At 67.6% G+C, this 16,249-nt stretch carries 15 protein-coding genes and 1 other RNA gene; 9 read left to right on the plus strand and 7 right to left on the minus strand.

From position 1 onward, the window contains the following. Positions 1–6: 6 nt before the first annotated feature. Positions 7–909, minus strand: a complete 903-nt coding sequence (locus GY40_RS03895; RefSeq protein WP_038358806.1) for a thymidylate synthase — start codon at positions 907–909, stop codon at positions 7–9. 383 nt (positions 910–1,292) lie between these two features. Between GY40_RS03895 and GY40_RS03900 the strand changes: the two genes are divergently transcribed. The 7 genes from GY40_RS03900 to GY40_RS03925 all read left to right on the plus strand — a co-directional run bounded on the left by GY40_RS03900 (position 1,293) and on the right by GY40_RS03925 (position 4,953). Beyond that, complete coding sequence (locus GY40_RS03900; RefSeq protein ID WP_248311084.1) at positions 1,293–1,601, plus strand: PepSY domain-containing protein; 309 nt, start codon at positions 1,293–1,295, stop codon at positions 1,599–1,601. A 109-nt stretch (positions 1,602–1,710) separates the two neighbouring features. Next, positions 1,711–2,001, plus strand: a complete 291-nt coding sequence (locus tag GY40_RS03905) for a hypothetical protein (protein ID WP_156115860.1) — start codon at positions 1,711–1,713, stop codon at positions 1,999–2,001. A gap of 57 nt (positions 2,002–2,058) precedes the next feature. Further along, positions 2,059–2,436: a transfer-messenger RNA gene (gene ssrA, locus GY40_RS26945) on the plus strand. Between the two features lie 56 nt (positions 2,437–2,492). After that, complete coding sequence (locus GY40_RS03910; protein ID WP_038358812.1) at positions 2,493–3,098, plus strand: SspB family protein; 606 nt, start codon at positions 2,493–2,495, stop codon at positions 3,096–3,098. A gap of 24 nt (positions 3,099–3,122) precedes the next feature. After that, positions 3,123–4,517 (plus strand): class II fumarate hydratase, encoded by a 1,395-nt coding sequence (gene fumC / locus GY40_RS03915; RefSeq protein ID WP_038358814.1) that lies wholly within the window; start codon positions 3,123–3,125, stop codon positions 4,515–4,517. A gap of 14 nt (positions 4,518–4,531) precedes the next feature. Beyond that, complete coding sequence (locus GY40_RS03920; RefSeq protein ID WP_038358816.1) at positions 4,532–4,729, plus strand: DUF4169 family protein; 198 nt, start codon at positions 4,532–4,534, stop codon at positions 4,727–4,729. Beyond that, positions 4,726–4,953 carry a ribbon-helix-helix domain-containing protein gene (locus GY40_RS03925; RefSeq protein WP_038358819.1) on the plus strand — a complete coding sequence of 76 codons (228 nt, stop codon included), beginning with the start codon at positions 4,726–4,728 and terminating at the stop codon, positions 4,951–4,953. The genes GY40_RS03920 and GY40_RS03925 overlap by 4 nt, the downstream gene beginning before the upstream one ends. Positions 4,954–5,024: 71 nt before the next feature. On the opposite strand, the gene GY40_RS03930 is transcribed toward GY40_RS03925, so the two are convergent. Beyond that, positions 5,025–8,591 (minus strand): AsmA family protein, encoded by a 3,567-nt coding sequence (locus GY40_RS03930; RefSeq protein ID WP_197062695.1) that lies wholly within the window; start codon positions 8,589–8,591, stop codon positions 5,025–5,027. Positions 8,592–8,742: 151 nt separating this feature from the next. Further along, positions 8,743–10,182, minus strand: coding sequence for an FAD-binding oxidoreductase (locus GY40_RS03935; RefSeq protein WP_051987490.1), 1,440 nt, complete (start codon positions 10,180–10,182; stop codon positions 8,743–8,745). 211 nt (positions 10,183–10,393) lie between these two features. Between GY40_RS03935 and GY40_RS03940 the strand changes: the two genes are divergently transcribed. Beyond that, positions 10,394–10,951 carry a thioesterase family protein gene (locus tag GY40_RS03940; RefSeq protein ID WP_038360011.1) on the plus strand — a complete coding sequence of 186 codons (558 nt, stop codon included), beginning with the start codon at positions 10,394–10,396 and terminating at the stop codon, positions 10,949–10,951. A gap of 16 nt (positions 10,952–10,967) precedes the next feature. On the opposite strand, the gene GY40_RS03945 is transcribed toward GY40_RS03940, so the two are convergent. From GY40_RS03945 to GY40_RS03955, 3 genes are all read right to left on the minus strand, one after another. Next, positions 10,968–11,765, minus strand: a complete 798-nt coding sequence (locus GY40_RS03945) for a potassium channel family protein (RefSeq protein ID WP_038358823.1) — start codon at positions 11,763–11,765, stop codon at positions 10,968–10,970. Positions 11,766–11,931: 166 nt separating this feature from the next. Beyond that, positions 11,932–12,561, minus strand: coding sequence for a class I SAM-dependent methyltransferase (locus GY40_RS03950; RefSeq protein ID WP_051987491.1), 630 nt, complete (start codon positions 12,559–12,561; stop codon positions 11,932–11,934). Between the two features lie 35 nt (positions 12,562–12,596). Continuing rightward, the gene (locus tag GY40_RS03955; protein ID WP_038358827.1) at positions 12,597–13,850 is read right to left on the minus strand and encodes a BtaA family protein; all 1,254 of its coding nucleotides are present in this window, start codon (positions 13,848–13,850) and stop codon (positions 12,597–12,599) included. Between the two features lie 209 nt (positions 13,851–14,059). Between GY40_RS03955 and msrB the strand changes: the two genes are divergently transcribed. Further along, positions 14,060–14,485, plus strand: a complete 426-nt coding sequence (msrB, locus tag GY40_RS03960) for a peptide-methionine (R)-S-oxide reductase MsrB (RefSeq protein ID WP_038360013.1) — start codon at positions 14,060–14,062, stop codon at positions 14,483–14,485. Between the two features lie 89 nt (positions 14,486–14,574). On the opposite strand, the gene GY40_RS03965 is transcribed toward msrB, so the two are convergent. After that, positions 14,575–16,221, minus strand: coding sequence for an acyl-CoA dehydrogenase family protein (locus tag GY40_RS03965; RefSeq protein WP_038358829.1), 1,647 nt, complete (start codon positions 16,219–16,221; stop codon positions 14,575–14,577). Positions 16,222–16,249 lie beyond the last annotated feature (28 nt).

Raw genomic sequence — 16,249 nt, forward strand, 5'->3', positions numbered from 1 at the left:
CCGAGATCAGACCGCGACGTCCGCCTTGATGGCCGCGTGAGGCGAATAGCGCTCGACCTCGAAATCCTCGATCCGGTAATCGTCGATGCTGGCGGCGTGCCGCGTCAGGCGCATCTTCGGGAAGGGACGCGGATCGCGGCTCAACTGCTCGCGAGCCTGATCGAGATGGTTCAGGTAGAGATGCACATCGCCTCCGAACCAGACGAAATCGCCCAGCTTCAATCCCGCCTGCTGCGCGATCATCAATTGAAGCGCGCAGCAGTTCACCCAGTTGAACCCGACGCCGAGGAGCAGATCCGCGGATCTCTGGAAACAGAGGGAATTCAGCCGCCCATCCGAAGTGACGTGGTACTGATAGACCATATGGCAGGGCGGAAGAGCCATTTGGCCCAATTCAGCGACATTCCAGCCATGGAACAGCATGCGGCGGCTTGACGGGTTGCTGCGCAGGGTGTCGATCAGATCCTTGATCTGATCGTGCTCGCGACCATCGGCCCCCAGCCATCGGCGCCATTGCTTGCCGTAGACGGGCCCAAGCTCGCCCCACCGCGCGGCAAAATCATCGTCTTCGGCAATGCGCTTCTCGAACTCCGCCTGGCCGATCTCCTCGCCGGTTTCGCGACGGTAGGTCGCGAGCGGCCAGTCGGTCCAGATCCGCACATTCTCGCGGACCAACGGCTGGATATTGGTCTGTCCGGTCAGAAACCAGAGCATCTCCTTGACCGCCGTCTTCCAGTAGACGCGCTTGGTCGTCAGGATGGGCACCGTCCCGTCCGAGAGGTCGAAGCGCGCCATGGCGCCGAAAATGGACCGCGTACCGACGCCGGTCCGGTCGAGCCGCTCGTCACCCCGTTCCAGCACATCGGAAAGAAGGTCGAGATATTGGTGTTCCGGGTGCCTGCGGCTCATTCCTGCCTCCTGAGATTGCGCGACGCCGAGCGCGGCAATCCTATACTTCCTGAGCGCCGTGCCGCGCCGGACGCAGCGTCCCGGCCGTGACCGACCGAGCCTCTTCCGACAGGTCGAGGCGCAGCCGATGCCCGGCAATGGCGCGCATGCCGGAACGACATTCCTTGCGGATGCCTCGGGTCGGGCCGCGTTGGAGCCGGTCGTGACATGGGTGCATGACGAATCTCTGAGAAGCGGGCCACCATAGCCGGTCGCGGCGCCGCTGGCCCCGCCTCGCCGGCAAGCTTCCCCAACCTTTGCAGAATGTCGTGACAAACCGCGTCCGGAACAATGCCCGGCGGCGACGGTTCCCTCACGGGCTGTCTGAACAGGGAGAGATGCGCATGCTCTCACGACGATCGATGGCGCTGGCCGCCCTGGCCACGCTCACGCTCTCGGCGCGGGCCATGGCCCAACCTTCCGGAACGCCACCCAAGCCGTCCGACCGGGCGATCTCGATGGAGGATGCCCGCCGCATCGCCACCGAAAACGGCGTCGCCCGCATCGAGGAGATCAAGTTCGACGACGGCCACTGGATGGTCGAGGGCCGCGACAGTCTCGGCTCGGAGATCGAGATCCGGCTCAGGGCCAGCGACGGCGCTGTGCTGAAGCTGGAGCGGGAGCGACCCGCCTCCGCGAAGGCCGGCAACTGACGATCTGACGGACTCACGGGATCGCGACCGGCCGTGAAGGCTCCTGTCCGAAACTTGCCTCAATCCACGCTACTCATCGCGCCTCCGATTCACGAGGTTCGATATACGGATGAGTGGCGCAACTCGCCTGCTTGCGGTGGCTTTGTTCACGAGCGTGGTTGCCTTGCCGGGTCATGCCTCGCAGGCGGCGGCCCAAATCGTCGCCTTCGATAACGACCGGACGATTCCTGAAAGCACGATCTCGGAAAGCCGGGCACGCGAGATTGCCTGGAGCGCCGGCCTCGTCCATGTCGAGGAGATCACGCGGACCAGCGACCGCTGGGAGCTGGCGGGGCGCACGGTCGATGACGACGAGATGATCCTCGACATCGACGTCAGAGATGGTCGAATTCTCAATTGAGGCCGGAAAGCCTCACTGCTCGGCCTTATCGATCCTTCCTGTCGAAATCGAGCCGGCGGTCTTTCCCCGCGCCGCGGCTATGCCTATATTCACGGTGCCGCTCGCAAGAGCGGCTATGGCGATAAACGGATTTCGGAATAAGCCTTTCGGACCCGGGGGCGGTACCCGGCGCCTCCACCAAAGCCCTGGCGACAGGGAGCCTTGCGGCAAGCGCGCAGGGCTTTGGCGGGGGCGAAATAGGATCGACGAGGGTGTAAAGGACTTCCTTTTGCTCGGCATGGTTCCGCCGTTATCGGGCCAAAAGCATAGTTGCCAACGACAACAATGCTCGGGTTGCTGTCGCCGCGTAATGCGGTGCTGGTTCCCAAACCAAAGCCCTTGCGTTTAGCCGCGTAAGGCGGGGCTCGGAGGCGCCTGGCAACAGAAGCCTCCACTTTCATTTTGGCCTGCCGGCTGTTCCCGCCGGGGAGTGAAGCGGAAACGTCGACGCAATGTCCAAGGATGTCCTTCGTTACGATCTGATGGTTCAGGAGGCGCTCAAGGGCGTCGTCCGCAAGATCCTGTCGGAGGCTGCGCGCGACGGGTTGCCGGGCGAGCATCATTTCTACATCACCTTCCGCACGGGGGCTCCGGGCGTACGCCTGTCGCAGCGCCTGCGGGAGAAGCATCCCGAGGAGATGACCATCGTCCTCCAGCACCAGTTCTGGGATCTGAGCGCCAGCGACCATTCCTTCGAGGTTGGCCTGTCCTTCTCCGGCGTGCCGGAGCGGCTGCTCGTGCCCTTCGACGCGGTGACCACCTTCTTCGATCCTTCCGTCCAGTTCGGCCTGAAATTCGAGACGCAGGACACGTCCGAGGAGGCCGCTCCGCCGGCCGAGGCCGAAACGGCCGATGCGCCGGCCCCGCTGCCGGCCAAGCTCGTGCCGGCCGGCGTTCCGGTCCTCAAATCCAAGGCCGCCGAAGCGGAAACCGCCAAGGGCGGAACCAAGGACGGCGACGACAAGGCCGACGCGGCGACTGCGGCGAGCGAAGGCGAGGACGACAATCGCGGCACCGCCGAAGTCGTCAGCCTGGATTCCTTCCGGAAGAAGACCTGACGACCGAGCTGACGGACTGATCCCATGACCGAGACGCGCACCGAAACCGATTCCTTCGGCCCCATCGCCGTGCCGGCGGATCGCTACTGGGGCGCGCAGACACAGCGCTCGCTCGAGAATTTCAGGATCGGCGGCGAGAGCGAACGCATGCCGCTGCCGCTGGTGCATGCCTTGGTCCTGGTGAAAAAGACGGCGGCGCATGTCAACGCCCGGCTCGGCCTGCTCGACCAGCGCGTCGCCGGCGCGATCGGCCAAGCCGCCGACGAGGCGCTCGCCGGCAAGTTCGACGGGCATTTCCCGCTGGTGATCTGGCAGACCGGCTCCGGCACTCAGTCGAACATGAACGCCAACGAGGTTCTGGCGAACCGCGCCAACGAATTGCTCGGCGCCGGCCTCGGCGCCAAGAGCCCGGTGCATCCCAACGACCACGTCAATCGCGGCCAGTCCTCCAACGACGCCTTCCCGACCGCGATGCACATCGCCGCGGCGCTGGAGATCACGCGCAGGCTGCTGCCTGCCCTGCGCGGCCTCGAAAAGGCGCTGGACGCCAAGGCCGAAGCCTTCAAGAACCTGGTCAAGATCGGCCGCACTCATCTGCAGGACGCCACGCCTGTCACGCTCGGCCAGGAATTCTCCGGCTATGCGATGCAGCTCCATCTCGGCATCGGCCGTATCGAGGCCGCGCTCGGCGGGCTCTACGCACTGGCGCAGGGCGGCACGGCCGTCGGCACCGGCCTCAACACCCATCCCGATTTCGCCGTGCTCTTCGCCAAGGAAGCCGCGGCGCTGACCGGCCTGCCCTTCCGCAGCGCCGACAACAAGTTCGAGGCGCTCGCCAGCCATGGCGCGCTCGCCGCAGCCCATGGCGCGCTGGCGGCGCTGGCCTCCGACCTGTTCAAGATCGCCAACGACATCCGCCTGATGGGCTCCGGCCCGCGCTCGGGCCTCGGCGAGATCAGCCTGCCGGAGAACGAGCCGGGATCCTCGATCATGCCCGGCAAGGTCAACCCGACCCAGGCCGAGGCGCTGACCATGGTCGCGACCCAGGTCCACGGCAACCAGGCAACGATCGGCTTCGCCGCGAGCCAGGGCCATTTCGAGCTCAACGTCTTCAAGCCGGTGATCGCCGCCGCTTTCCTGCAATCCGTGCGGCTCCTGGCCGACGCGGCCGAGAGCTTCCGCGTCAACTGCGTCGAGGGCATCGAGGCCAATGAGGGCCAGCTCAAGGAATTGCTCGCGCGCTCGCTGATGCTGGTGACGGCGCTGGCGCCGGCGATCGGCTACGACAAGGCGGCCGGCATCGCCAAGGCGGCCCATCACAACGGCACGACGCTGCGCGAGGAAGCACTGAAGGCGGGCGTCGCCGCCGACCTGTTCGACAAGACGGTCAAGCCCGAGAAGATGCTGCAGCCCGCCTGAACGGAGGCTTCGCCATGGCCGAGATCGTCAACCTCCGCCGCTTCCGCAAGCAGAAGGCGCGCGAGAATGCAGAAAAGACGGCCGAGCAGAACCGCATCGACTTCGGCCGCAGCAAGGCCGAACGCAGCCTGAGCGAGGCCGAGCGCGAGAAGGCGAAGCGCCATGTCGAAGGCCATCGCCTCTCGCGCGACGATGAGCCGGAGCCGGCATGAATCCCGAGCGCAAGCGCTCGCTCAGCATCGCCGGCCACCGCACCAGCGTCTCACTCGAGGATGAATTCTGGAATGCGCTGAAAGAGATCGCAGCGGGCGAAGGGCGCAGCCTCGCCGCCCTGATCGCCGAGATCGACACCGCACGCGGCGACATCAATCTCTCGGCAGCCCTGCGCCTCCATGCCCTCGCGCATTTCCGCCGGCTGGCCGGAAACTCCGTCTGAGCGATTGCGAGCCATTTCAAAGACTTGATGAAGAACCCGGAATCAGCGCGCGAAGCGGCTGAATCGGTTTCTCAATTCAACGGCACGCTGCGCGGCGGTGGCACGGGCGCAATCTGGAAGGGCGGCGGAAGCGCCGGAGTCCCCTGCCCGGGCGGCGTCTGCACGGTGCCCTCCGGAGAGCTGGCACGCGGCGCGCTCGGCAGCAACAGCGGTCCGGGCTGCTGCGGCGCCGGGGCCGGTTGCGCCGCCGCCCGCTCGGCGGCGGCCCTGGCGCGGTCCTCGGCCTCGGCACGGCGCCGCGACTCCTGCTCTGCCTTCGCCTGTTCGATCTGTCGGCGCTGTTCCTCCGCCCGCCGCGCGTCTTCCTGGCGCTTCTCCTCCGCGATGCGCGCCTCCTCCTGCGCCTTCAGGAAGAGATTGAGCTGCCGCTCGTTCTCGCGCATCTCGCGTTCGGCCCGCAGGCGGCGCATCTGCATCGACCGCTCGCGCGCATCCGCCTCGAAGGCCTCGACCCGTTCGATCTCGCGTGCCAGCGCCCGCGCCGCCACCGTGTTCGAGAGCGCGCTGACGTCGCTCTCTCGCTTAAGGTCGGAGAGCGGCCCGCGCCAGGCGATCCCGATCTGCGGCACATCGCCCGGCCAGCCTTTCGGCAGCGGCCCGACCGGCTTCAGCCCGAGCCTGAGATCGGCGGTGAGCCCCCTGAGATCGACGGTGCCGCTCGCCTCGGCCTTCATGCCGTTGCGCTCGAAGCCGAAGGGTTGCAGCCGGACAAGGCCGCCGGCGAGCGTGAAGGGCAGCGTCACATCGCCCAGCGTCCAGGCGTCGCGGTCGAGTGCCTCGGCCAGACGGTCGCGCAGGCGCGAGGCATCGCTCTCGGAAGCATCCTCGCCGGTCGCCGCGATAAGGCGCTCATAGGCTTTGGGGTCCAAGCGCGCGAGGCGCGTGCCGGCAAGCGACAGGCTGCCCGCGCCGCTCAGGCCCGCGATGAGCCGCGCCGGCGTCTCGCCCGAGCCGCCGAGTTCGAACAGCCCTGACGCCTTGCCGGCGACCGCCCCCTTCGTCAGCCCCCCGAGATCGACGCTGGCCAGATTGATCCGGCCGTTGAGCTGGCCGAGACCGCCGTCGCGCCGCAGCCCGAGCCGCCCGGAGAGCTGCCCGCCGCCATAGCCCCCCGCAATGTCCTCCACCCTGAGTCCGTCCTGATCGGCTTTCAGCACGAAGCGGGCCTTTTGCAGGGCGACCCCGTCGAGCAGCGTCAGCGTGCCGGCCTCGACCGAGAGTTCCATCTCCGGCAGTTCCGCCACGCGCCCGAAGCGCGCCGTCGACCAGAGCGAACCCGCTGTCGGAGCCGCCTGGCCCAGCGCCGCGCCGATCAGTCCGCGCAGATCGGCTCCAGGCACGGCGAAGCGCCCGCTATAGCGCCCCTCGCGCGGCAGCGTGAGCGAACCCGTGGCGGCGGCGCCTCCCAGATTCGCGGCGATGTCGTCGAGCCTGACGGCCTCGCCCGTCATCGCCAGCCGGGCATGAGCGTCGAGCACGCCGTCCGGCAGCAATCGCGCCGGCCCTTCGGCGAGGATCTGGCCGGGCCCATCCGCCTGCACGGTGAGTTGCCGCCCGCCTGCGCCATCCTCGACGACGACCGAAAGCCCGGGCCCCGCCAGCGAACCGACCGCGTGGCCGCCGCTCAGATCGATCGTGAGCTTGCCCGGCCCGCCCTGCATCGGCGCCGGCAAACCGAGCGCCGTAAAGGCCTGCCTCCGATCGGCGAGATCGAAGCCGAGCGTCGCCCGCTGCCATGTCCCGGCCCGGTCGAGCCGCCCGTCGATGGCGATCTTACCGGCGTTCGCCGTGCCCTGGGCCGAAAGACTGGTTTCGCCGGAGGCCGCCCGCGTCAGCCGAAAACCGGTGTCGAGCCGCGACAGCCCGTCCCCGACACGGCCGAGCACCTGGCTCACACTGTCCGGCAGCAGCGGCCCGGCGAGCGCGGCCAATGTCTCGAAGCGCGGCGCACGCACGCGCCCGGAAATATCCCCGCCCTCGGCGAGCAGCGCGCCGGAGCCCGCCACGCTGACGCCACCGAATCCATCCACCGAAAGCCGGCTCAACCGCCAGATCTCGCCCTCCCGCTTGAGATCGAGCGAAGCGGAGCCCGGGGGGGCATTTCTGAAACGCACATTGGCCAGGGACAGGTCGAGCGCGATATCGCGCGCTCCGAACGGCCCGGCGAGGCTCGAGCCGGGCGGCAGGCTGTTGAGGTCGAGCCCGTTGACCGTCGCCTTCGCGGCAAGCTTTGCATCCGTGATCTCGCCTGCGGCCTCCAGGCGCAACCCCGACGAGCCGGCGACCAGCAGCCGCTGGAAGGCGAGGCCGGAGGCGCTCCAGCTCCCGGCCGCATCGGCGTCGATGCGTCCGAGCCGGGCGATGAACTCGGCCAGTGCTGGATCGAGGCCATTGCGCGACAGCACCAGCGCGACGCGGCGCGCATCATCGGCCTTGACCGTGAGCCGCGCGGAAACCTCCGTTTCGCTCGCGCTGCCGCTGGCGCCGACCAGCGCGCCCGCGACGCGCAGCGAGGCGGTGGCGTCGGAGAGGCCCTGATCGTGCAGCTTCCCGCGTAGAGCGAGAGCCGAGAAATCCTCGCCGCGCCAGATCATCTGGTCGAGGTCGAGGCTGATGTCGAGGCTGCCCGGCAGGCCCTGCAGCGCCTGCATGAAGCCCTTGCGCTCGGCCAGCGCCGTCGCCAGCGCATCGGCATCGAGCCGCCGGGCCCTGAGCGCGAGCGAGCCCGTGCCGCCGGGCGGGAGATATTGCCCCTCGCCTTCCAGCCGCGCCGCGCCGCCGGCAAGGTCCAGCGTCAGCCCGGAGAGGTCGAGCTGGCGGCTGCCGCCACGCAGCCGGCCGGACAGCGCGACCGCCCCGCCGGGCGACAGGTTGAACAGCCCGTCCGCCTCGGCTCCGACGCTGCCGCCGCCTTGGCGTGGAAAGAGCAGCGCCCCGTCGAAATTGAACTGCAGATTGTCGCCGGTGAGGAACGCTTTGGCCCGGAGCCGGCCGCCCTCATCCATCTCGCCGGTGGTGATGCGCAGCGAGTTGCCCGCCACCTCGCCCTCGAAGCGCCAGGGCCCGGCGAGGCTCACCGCCGAAACCTCCGCCGCCACGGGAGCAATCGTCACCGGCGCCTTGCCCGGATCGCGCCAGATCACCGCCGAGCGGCTGATCGTCAATCGCTCAAGGCTGGCCTGTGCCGGCAAGCCGGCGCCCCTGCGCTGCGGCAGGCGGATCGCGCCGTTCGGATCGAGCGACAGGGACAATATGGCGCCGTCGAAGCGCGCTTCCGAGAAATGGAACTCGCCCCGCGCCAGCGAGGCCAGAGCGAGCTCGACAGTGGCGTTCTCGACCGTCGCCGAACTCGCCTCGCCCGGCGCGCCGATCCGCAGATCTCCCAGCGTGATCCGCGGCGAGGGCAAGAGGCGCAGGCGGATATCGCCCCCGACATGCGTCTCGACGCCGAGCGCCTCGCTCAGCCGTGCCTCGACCTGCGAGCGATAGACGCGCCAGTCGACGAAGCCGGGGCCGACCAGGGCCGCCAGCAGCGCCAGCACCAGCAAGGCGGCGAGAACTGTCAGAGTTTCACGCAACGTCCGCTTTCTGCCCCTTTCGCAACCAGCGGGCGGTGCCGGCCGAACCGGCGCCGCCATGCACGATCAAGCTGTCAGCAGAATGACGGCAAGTCGCGGCGAGATCACGACATTTCGGCGAAGCCCGCGGGCGGCGCAAGCGGCGGCGATGTCACAGAACGACGATTTTGCCGGGATTGAGGATGTTCTGCGGGTCGAGCGCACGCTTGATCGTGCGCATCACCGCGACCGCCTCCGGCCCATGCTCCTGCTCGAGATACTTGATCTTCTTCTGGCCGACACCGTGCTCGCCCGTGCAGGTCCCGCCCATCGCCAGCGCACGCTTCACCAGCCGATCGATGAAGGCTTGCACCCGCTCGACCTCGGCCTTGTCGTTGAGATCGACCAGCGGCTGCGTGTGGAAATTGCCGTCGCCGACATGGCCGGCGATCGGCGCGATCAGCCCGGATTCCTCGATGTCCCGCTTGGTCTCCTCGACGCATTCGGCCAGTCGCGAGATCGGCACGCAGACATCGGTCGCAACCGAGTCGAAGCCGGGTCGAAGCGCCTTCGCCGCCCAATAGGCGTCATGGCGCGCCTGCCAGAGCTTGGAGCGGTCCTCGGCCTTGGTCGCCCATTCGAAGGGACCGCCGCCATATTCCGCCGCGATCTCGCCGAAGCGCTCAGACTGCTCGGCAACGCCCGCTTCCGTGCCATGGAACTCGACGAAGAGCATCGTCGTCTCCGGCAGACCGAGCTTGGCGTGCAGGTTGACGCCGCGGATCATCACATCGTCGAGCAATTCGATGCGCGCGACCGGCAGGCCGGTCTGGATGGTCAGGATCGTCGCATCGCAGGCCGCCTTCACCGACGGGAACGGGCAGACGCCCGCCGCGATCGCCTCCGGGATGCCGTGCAGCTTCAGCGTGACCTCGGTGATGATGCCGAGCGTGCCTTCCGAGCCGACGAGAAGCCGGGTGAGGTCGTAGCCGGCCGAGGTCTTGCGGGCCCGCGTCGAGCTCTGGACGATCGAGCCGTCGGCCATCACCGCCTTCAGCGCCAGCACATTGTCCTTCATCGTGCCGTAGCGCACCGCATTGGTGCCGGAGGCGCGCGTCGCCGCCATGCCGCCGATGGAGGCGTCGGCGCCGGGATCGATCGGGAACATCAGGCCTTGGTCGCGCAGATGCTCGTTGAGCTCCTTGCGGGTAACACCCGCCTCGACCACCACGTCGAGATCCTCCGCATGGACGGCGACGATCCGCTTCATCTGCGACATGTCGATGCAGACGCCACCGAAGGGCGCGTTGACATGGCCTTCCAGCGAAGTGCCGGTACCGAAGGCGATGACCGGCACGCCATGCGCGGCGCAGAGCCTCACGATCTCCGAAACCTCTTCCGTGCTCTGCGGAAACACCACCGCGTCCGGCGCCTGGTTCGGAATCCAGGTCAGCGTATGGCCGTGCTGCTGGCGCACCGCGAGACTGGTCACCAACCGGTTGCCGAAGCGCGCGGCGAGCGCCCGCGTCACGGTCTCGACGGCTTCCCGCAAGGGAGGCAGCACGGCGGCGGCGCTGAAGGTTTCGGGAAGCGACGCGGCGGGCAGGCTCATTGTCAACATCCGGTTTTGGCGCTTAGAATTGGAACAGATCGGTTTCGCCACCGGTTACGATTACGAGATCGTTCCGGTGTGGTCGCTTTCTGCCCGCGCCAGACTCCTGGCACCGGGCAGGGCCGATGCACAGTAGAACACGCAACCGCCGGATGGGCAGTACAAATTACGCTGCCATGCCTTGAACGAAGCGCTGGACAGGGAGGCGCGGATGAAAAACGAGACGCGCGCCCCGGCGCTGTTCTTCGCACCCTTCGTCTCGTCGGCCATGCGCGTCGAGCCGCAATGGATCGACTATAACGGCCATCTCAACATGGCCTATTACCATGTGCTGTTCGACCGGGCGGTGGACGAGGTTTTCTCGCTCGTGGGCCTGACCCGCGACTATGTCGAGACGCGCCATGCCTCGACCTTCACGGCCGAATGCCACGTCCTCTACAAGCGCGAGCTGACCGAGGGCGATTTCGTCCGCGTCACGGCCCAGCTCATCGCCTTCGACGACAAGCGGCTGCATTACTATCTCGAGATGCGCCACGCCAACGAAGGCTGGCTCGCCGCCACCAGCGAGAACATGTCGCTGCATGTCGACATGGTCCATCGCCGGGTGACGCCCTTCCCGCCCGACATCCTCGCCAATCTCGCCCTGATGAAGGCGGCTCACAGCATGATGCCGCTGCCGGCCACGATCGGCCGCATCATCGGCATGCCGGAAAAGCGCGCGATCCAGGTCGAGGATCAGGCCGAGCCCGAGACCGAAACCCGGCATTGAACGGCGCGGGCAGCGCTCAGTCACTGTCGTCGGGAATCTTGAGCTTGTGACCGCAGGCCTTGCAGTAGACCGCGTCCAGCTCATGCCGTTGCAGCGCGCATTCAGGGCATGGGAAGGTCACCTTGTTGGGCCTCACCAGCGCCTGCGCCAGCTTCACGAACAGGGAAATCCCGACGATCATCACGATGATCGAGGTCAACTTGCCTGCGGTGCCCGGCAAGGTGATGTCGCCGAAGCCAGTGGTCGTCACCGTCGCGACGGTAAAGTAGAGCGCATCGACATAGCCCGCCAGGCCGCCGGCTTCGCGGAAGAAGAAGGTGAAGACGAAGCCCGTGACCACGAAGAGAAAGGTCAGGATGTTGATCAGCGCGCGGGCGACGTTCTCCCAGTCGCGGTAGGGAGTCCTGCGCAATTGCGCCCAGATGACCCCCTTCTGCGAAAGCGACCACAGCCGCAGGATGCGCAGAAAGCCGAAATTCTCCAGCCACTGGGGTGCCAGCAGCGTCACCAGAATGAACAGGTCGAGAATGACCGCCGGCTGGCGCAGGAGCCTCAGCATGTTCGAGGACGCCAGGAACCGCGCGGCGATTTCCAGAGCCACGATAACGGCGACCGAATAGTCGATCCAGAGGAACGTCGAGGCGTCCCGCAGGACCGGCGTCGCGATAAAGAAAGCGATGATCAGGAGATCGACGATCGTCACCGCAAGCCGGAAGCGCAGCGCGGTCGGCGAGCGGCCGTGATAGAGCTGGCGCAGCCGGTCTCGGAATGTATCGAACCGGCTCTCGGGCCGTCGGGGATCGGCGCTTTCCATTCCAGGGACGATAGCGGGTCGCGAAGCCAGCCGCCAAGAACCCTCGTCATTGCGCGCGCAGCGCAGCAATCCCGGGGGATTGGGTGGAACGGCTCGGCCCAGCCCCTGGATCGCTTCGTCGCTTCGCTCCTCGCGATGACGCTGGTCCGGCCAGACGCGAAATGCCCTAGCCGCGCGGCATCTCCGCAACCGCATGCACCGCATAGCCGCGATAGGGCGCGCTCACCCGGCAATCGGCCCCGGCCGCTTGCGCCAGCTCGCGCATCACCGCCGGCAGGTCCTCCCGCGGCGCGACATGGAACAGCGCGAGCCAGCGCGACAGCACGTTCTTGAACGCGCTCGGCAAACCGGCCTGGTCGCCGAAATCGACGACATGCAGCGAGCCGCCGGGGCCGAGCCGCCGCAGCGCCTCCGCCACCACCGGCTGCCAGGGCGGGATCATCGACAACGCATAGGAGATGACGATGCGGTCGAAGCCCGGCCGCCCGAACAGCGCCTGCGGGTCGAAATCGGTCGCGTCGGCCTGCGCCAGCCTAATCCGGCCGGTGAGCCCGGCGCGCGCGACGGAAGCCCGGGCCGTCGCCAGCATCTCGGCGGAGACGTCGAGCCCATAGCACTCACAGTCCGGATAGCGCCGGGCGATCTTGATCAGGTTGCGCCCGGTGCCACAGCCGATCTCCAGGATCGACGCGCCGGCCGGGGGCGCGAGCCTCTCGATCAGCTGGTCGCGGCCAAGCAGGTAGAACTTGCGGCTGGCGTCGTAGAAGTGACGTTGATGCCGGTAGATCCGGTCCATCAGCCCAGCGGCCGAGCCCGTCTCCCCGACCGCGCTCACGCCGCCTGCCCCGGCAGGGTGTAGAGATGGAAGCCGCCATAGATCGCGGAGCGGTCCTGGCGACAGAGCTCGCGGCTGCGGGCCTCGTCATAGCGCCATTGATCGAGGATCGCGGCCGGCACGCGGCCCGGCAGCAATCGCTCATCGGCCGCGGTCCGGAAGATCACCCTTGCGCCGGGCCGGGCCGTGCGCGTGATCTGCGACCACAGCGCCGTGAGGTCGGCATCGTTCATCCAGTCCTGCGCATCGAGCAGCACATAGGCGTCGCAGCTCTTCGCCGGCTGGTCTTCCAGGAAGGCCGTGATCGCGCTCTGGCGATAGCCGACCGCACCGGCCCGGGCCTTCACGGTCTCGAAATTCTGCGGCTGGAGATAGGGTGGCAGCGCCGCATCCGCGCTTTCGCCATAGCGGCGCCCGAAGGCCTGCTGCGCGAAATAATTGTCCTTCAGGTCGAAACCGCAGGCGAGGCGCTCGAGCCTGAGCCGCAGCGCGCCGAGGATGCCGTCCTCGCCATCGGCCGCGAGCGCCTTGTACTGGGCCGGCGGAATGCCGAGGCCGTAGAGCGAGGCCGGCTGGCGCACCAGCCAGCGCACCAGCCTGCGCTCGAACATCGGCGCGAGATGCCGGTCGTAAAGCTGCCGCTGCTCGGCGAGATCGCGCGCGGCCAACATCGCGCGGGGATTGCCGCCGAGCAGCCGCGCCAGCAGATGGCCGGTGCCGATGAAGCGGCCGAGCAGCCCGTAGCGGTAGAAGCCCTTGGCGAAGAGGTTGATCCGGCGGCGCCCGCCGAGGCCGCGCCCCTCCCAGTAGCCGCGCGAGACAGCGTCGAGATGCGGCGCGATCTCGCCATCGTAGAAGGCGACATTCTCGCGGCGGTCGGCCGCGCCGAAGAAGCGGCGGAAGGTCGAGTAATCCGTCATGCGCCCCAGCGCCGCGAGCTTCAGCCGCCCCAGCGCGATATGGGCACCGTTGAGATCGACCGCGCTGACGCGGATCGGCGCCGCGGTCAGATAGGACAGGACGTTGCAGGAGCCGGACGCGATCGCGACGACATGGTCGTCCGCCTTGAGCGCAAGCGCCGCCATGTCGACGACAGGGTCTTCCCATATCTGCGGATAGACGAGCCCCGAGAAGGCGCGGGTGAACATCCATTCCAGCAGGCCCGCCTTGGAGAGCCGTTTGCTGCGCTGGACCGCCGTGCTGAGGCCCAGCGTTGTCGTCCGCCGAACCGTCCGTGCCGATTGCGTCACTGGTTCCCGCCTCCCCTTTCAAGGTGGCGAGCCGACTAGAGGAGTCGCATGACGGTCCGGTGACGGGGCCCGCGCTGCCGCTATCGTGAAACAAGGTCCAGCGCCGAGGGGGCTGAAAATCGGCGGCCGAAAAGCCATATTGGGCCGGACCGAGCCGATGGCATCGCGAGCCATCCGCCGAGAAGGAGATCATCATGGGTCTGACGAGCATGTTCGGCGCCGAGAAGAAGCAGGCCGAAACCTTCCCCTTCCAGCTCAGCGATGCCGAATGGCGTGCGCGCCTGACACCCGAGCAGTATCGCATCCTGCGCGGCCACGGCACCGAGCGGGCGGGTTCCTGCGCGCTCAACTACGAGAAGCGCGCCGGCACCTTCTCCTGCGCCGGCTGCGGCCAGAAGCTGTTCAAATCGGGCAAGAAGTTCGAGAGCGGCACCGGCTGGCCGAGCTTCGACCAGCCGCTGGAAGGTGCGGTGGGCGCCAGCGAGGATCACAGCCACGGCATGCATCGGGTCGAGGTCCATTGCGCCAATTGCGGCGGCCATCTGGGCCACGTTTTCCCGGACGGCCCGCCCCCGACCGGCCTGCGCTACTGCATCAATGGCGAGGCGATGACGTTCGAGCCGGAAGCAGCTTGAGACACATGCGTCATGCTCGGGCTTGACCCGAGCATCTCGTGACGGAAAAGCGATGAAGAGATGCCCGGGTCAAGCCCGGGCATGACGTTTCAAACAGCCGGTACCGCCCGCCGCGCCAGCGCCGCAGCGTCGACGCCCGGCGGCAGATCGCCGAACTGTCCCGACCAGCCCCCATCCAGCCGCGTCGCGATGAAGGCATCCGCCACCGCGGCCGGCGCGAAACGCAACAGCAACGAGCCCTGCAGCATCAACGCCAGCTTCTCGGTCAATCGCCGCGCCTGCCCCTCGTTGCGCATCATCTCCGGCAACTCGCCTTCCAGCCGTTTCAAAGCCGCATCGTAGCCCCGGTCCGCGCCCGCAGCCGCCATCAGCTCCGCCCGCAATACATCGACAGCGCCCTCCTCGCGCGCCAGCGAACGCAGCATGTCCAGGCAGATGACATTGCCCGAGCCCTCCCAGATCGCGTTGAGCGGCGCCTCCCTGTAGAGCCGCGCCATCGGATTCTCCTCGATGAAGCCGTTGCCGCCGTGGCATTCCAGCGCCTCGGTGACGACGGCCGGCGCGCGCCGCGTGATCCAGTATTTCGCGATCGGCGCGCCGACCCGCGCGAGCAGCCGCTCGCTCGGGGACTCATCTTGCCGGTCGAGCGCTGCGAACAGCCGGAAGGCGAGCCAGGCCGCGGCCTCGGCCTCGATGGCGATGTCGGCGAGCACGTTCTGCATGATCGGCTGGTCGATCAGCGCCTTCTGGAAGGCGCGGCGATGCTGGGCGTGATGGGCCGCCAGCGAGACCGCCATCCGCATCAGCCCGGACGACGCCGCCGCGATGTCGAGCCGCGAATTGTGGTTCATCGACAGGCCCGAGCGGATGCCCCGACCCGGCTCGCCGATGAGATGGCCGATCGCGCCCCTGAACTCGACCTCGGAAGAAGCGTTGGAGCGGTTGCCGACCTTGTCCTTCAAGCGTTGGATCGCGACGCCGTTGCGCGATCCGTCCGGCAGCCAGCCCGGGACGACGAAGCAGGAGATACCCTCGCCCGTGCGCGCCAACGTCAGGAACACGTCGGAATGCGGCACCGAGAAGAACCACTTCCGGCCATGCAGCGACCATGTACCGTCGCGATTATCCTCGGCCACCGTCTGCGTCTGCCGCAGATCCGAGCCGCCTTGCGTCTCGGTCATCGCCGTGCCGACAGTCGCGCCCGTCTTGAGATGCGCCGGTCCCTGCCGCGGATCGTAGCGATTGGAGGTGACGAGGCCTCCCCATTGCTCCCACAACGCTGCGTCCTGCTTCAGCACCGGCACGGCGGCATAGGTCATGCTGATCGGGCAGCAGACCCCGCTCTCCGCGCCGTACCAGAGATACTGCAAGGCGGCCCGCGCCACCTGCGCGCCGGGCTCCGGCCGGTTCCAGGCCAGCGCATGGGCTTCCTGCCCGATGGCGAGCCCCATCAATTCGTGCCAAGCCGGATGGAAGGCGATCTCGTCGATACGGTTGCCAAAGCGGTCGAAGGCCCGGAGTTCCGGGGAGTAGCGATTGGCGAGATAGGCCAGTTCCTGCACACGGGCAGAGCCGACCGTGCGTCCCGCCTCATGAAGCCGGTCTCGCGCCCAATCGGCCCCGAAGGCCGAGACGATGCCGGGCAGAACCGGATCGGCCACGAAGGCATCGTAGTCGGCAAGCACGGGCACCTGATTGGTGATTTCCCAGCGCTCTTCTCCATCCCGATGCGCCATTGCTGCCACCTCCCTGTGGAACAGGATA

It is taken from the genome of Allobosea sp. UNC402CLCol (assembly GCF_000745475.1).
Taxonomy (GTDB): Bacteria; Pseudomonadota; Alphaproteobacteria; order Rhizobiales; family Beijerinckiaceae; genus Allobosea; species Allobosea spartocytisi.

Excerpts from the sequence above, each read along its gene's own strand:
- GY40_RS03895 (WP_038358806.1), bottom strand. The coding sequence starts at position 909 with ATGAGCCGCAGGCACCCGGAACACCAATATCTCGACCTTCTTTCCGAT.
- GY40_RS03900 (WP_248311084.1), top strand. The coding sequence starts at position 1,293 with ATGCTCTCACGACGATCGATGGCGCTGGCCGCCCTGGCCACGCTCACG.
- GY40_RS03905 (WP_156115860.1), top strand. The coding sequence starts at position 1,711 with ATGAGTGGCGCAACTCGCCTGCTTGCGGTGGCTTTGTTCACGAGCGTG.
- GY40_RS03910 (WP_038358812.1), top strand. The coding sequence starts at position 2,493 with ATGTCCAAGGATGTCCTTCGTTACGATCTGATGGTTCAGGAGGCGCTC.
- fumC (WP_038358814.1), top strand. The coding sequence starts at position 3,123 with ATGACCGAGACGCGCACCGAAACCGATTCCTTCGGCCCCATCGCCGTG.
- GY40_RS03920 (WP_038358816.1), top strand. The coding sequence starts at position 4,532 with ATGGCCGAGATCGTCAACCTCCGCCGCTTCCGCAAGCAGAAGGCGCGC.
- GY40_RS03925 (WP_038358819.1), top strand. The coding sequence starts at position 4,726 with ATGAATCCCGAGCGCAAGCGCTCGCTCAGCATCGCCGGCCACCGCACC.
- GY40_RS03935 (WP_051987490.1), bottom strand. The coding sequence starts at position 10,182 with ATGAGCCTGCCCGCCGCGTCGCTTCCCGAAACCTTCAGCGCCGCCGCC.
- GY40_RS03940 (WP_038360011.1), top strand. The coding sequence starts at position 10,394 with ATGAAAAACGAGACGCGCGCCCCGGCGCTGTTCTTCGCACCCTTCGTC.
- GY40_RS03945 (WP_038358823.1), bottom strand. The coding sequence starts at position 11,765 with ATGGAAAGCGCCGATCCCCGACGGCCCGAGAGCCGGTTCGATACATTC.
- GY40_RS03950 (WP_051987491.1), bottom strand. The coding sequence starts at position 12,561 with ATGGACCGGATCTACCGGCATCAACGTCACTTCTACGACGCCAGCCGC.
- msrB (WP_038360013.1), top strand. The coding sequence starts at position 14,060 with ATGTTCGGCGCCGAGAAGAAGCAGGCCGAAACCTTCCCCTTCCAGCTC.
- GY40_RS03965 (WP_038358829.1), bottom strand. The coding sequence starts at position 16,221 with ATGGCGCATCGGGATGGAGAAGAGCGCTGGGAAATCACCAATCAGGTG.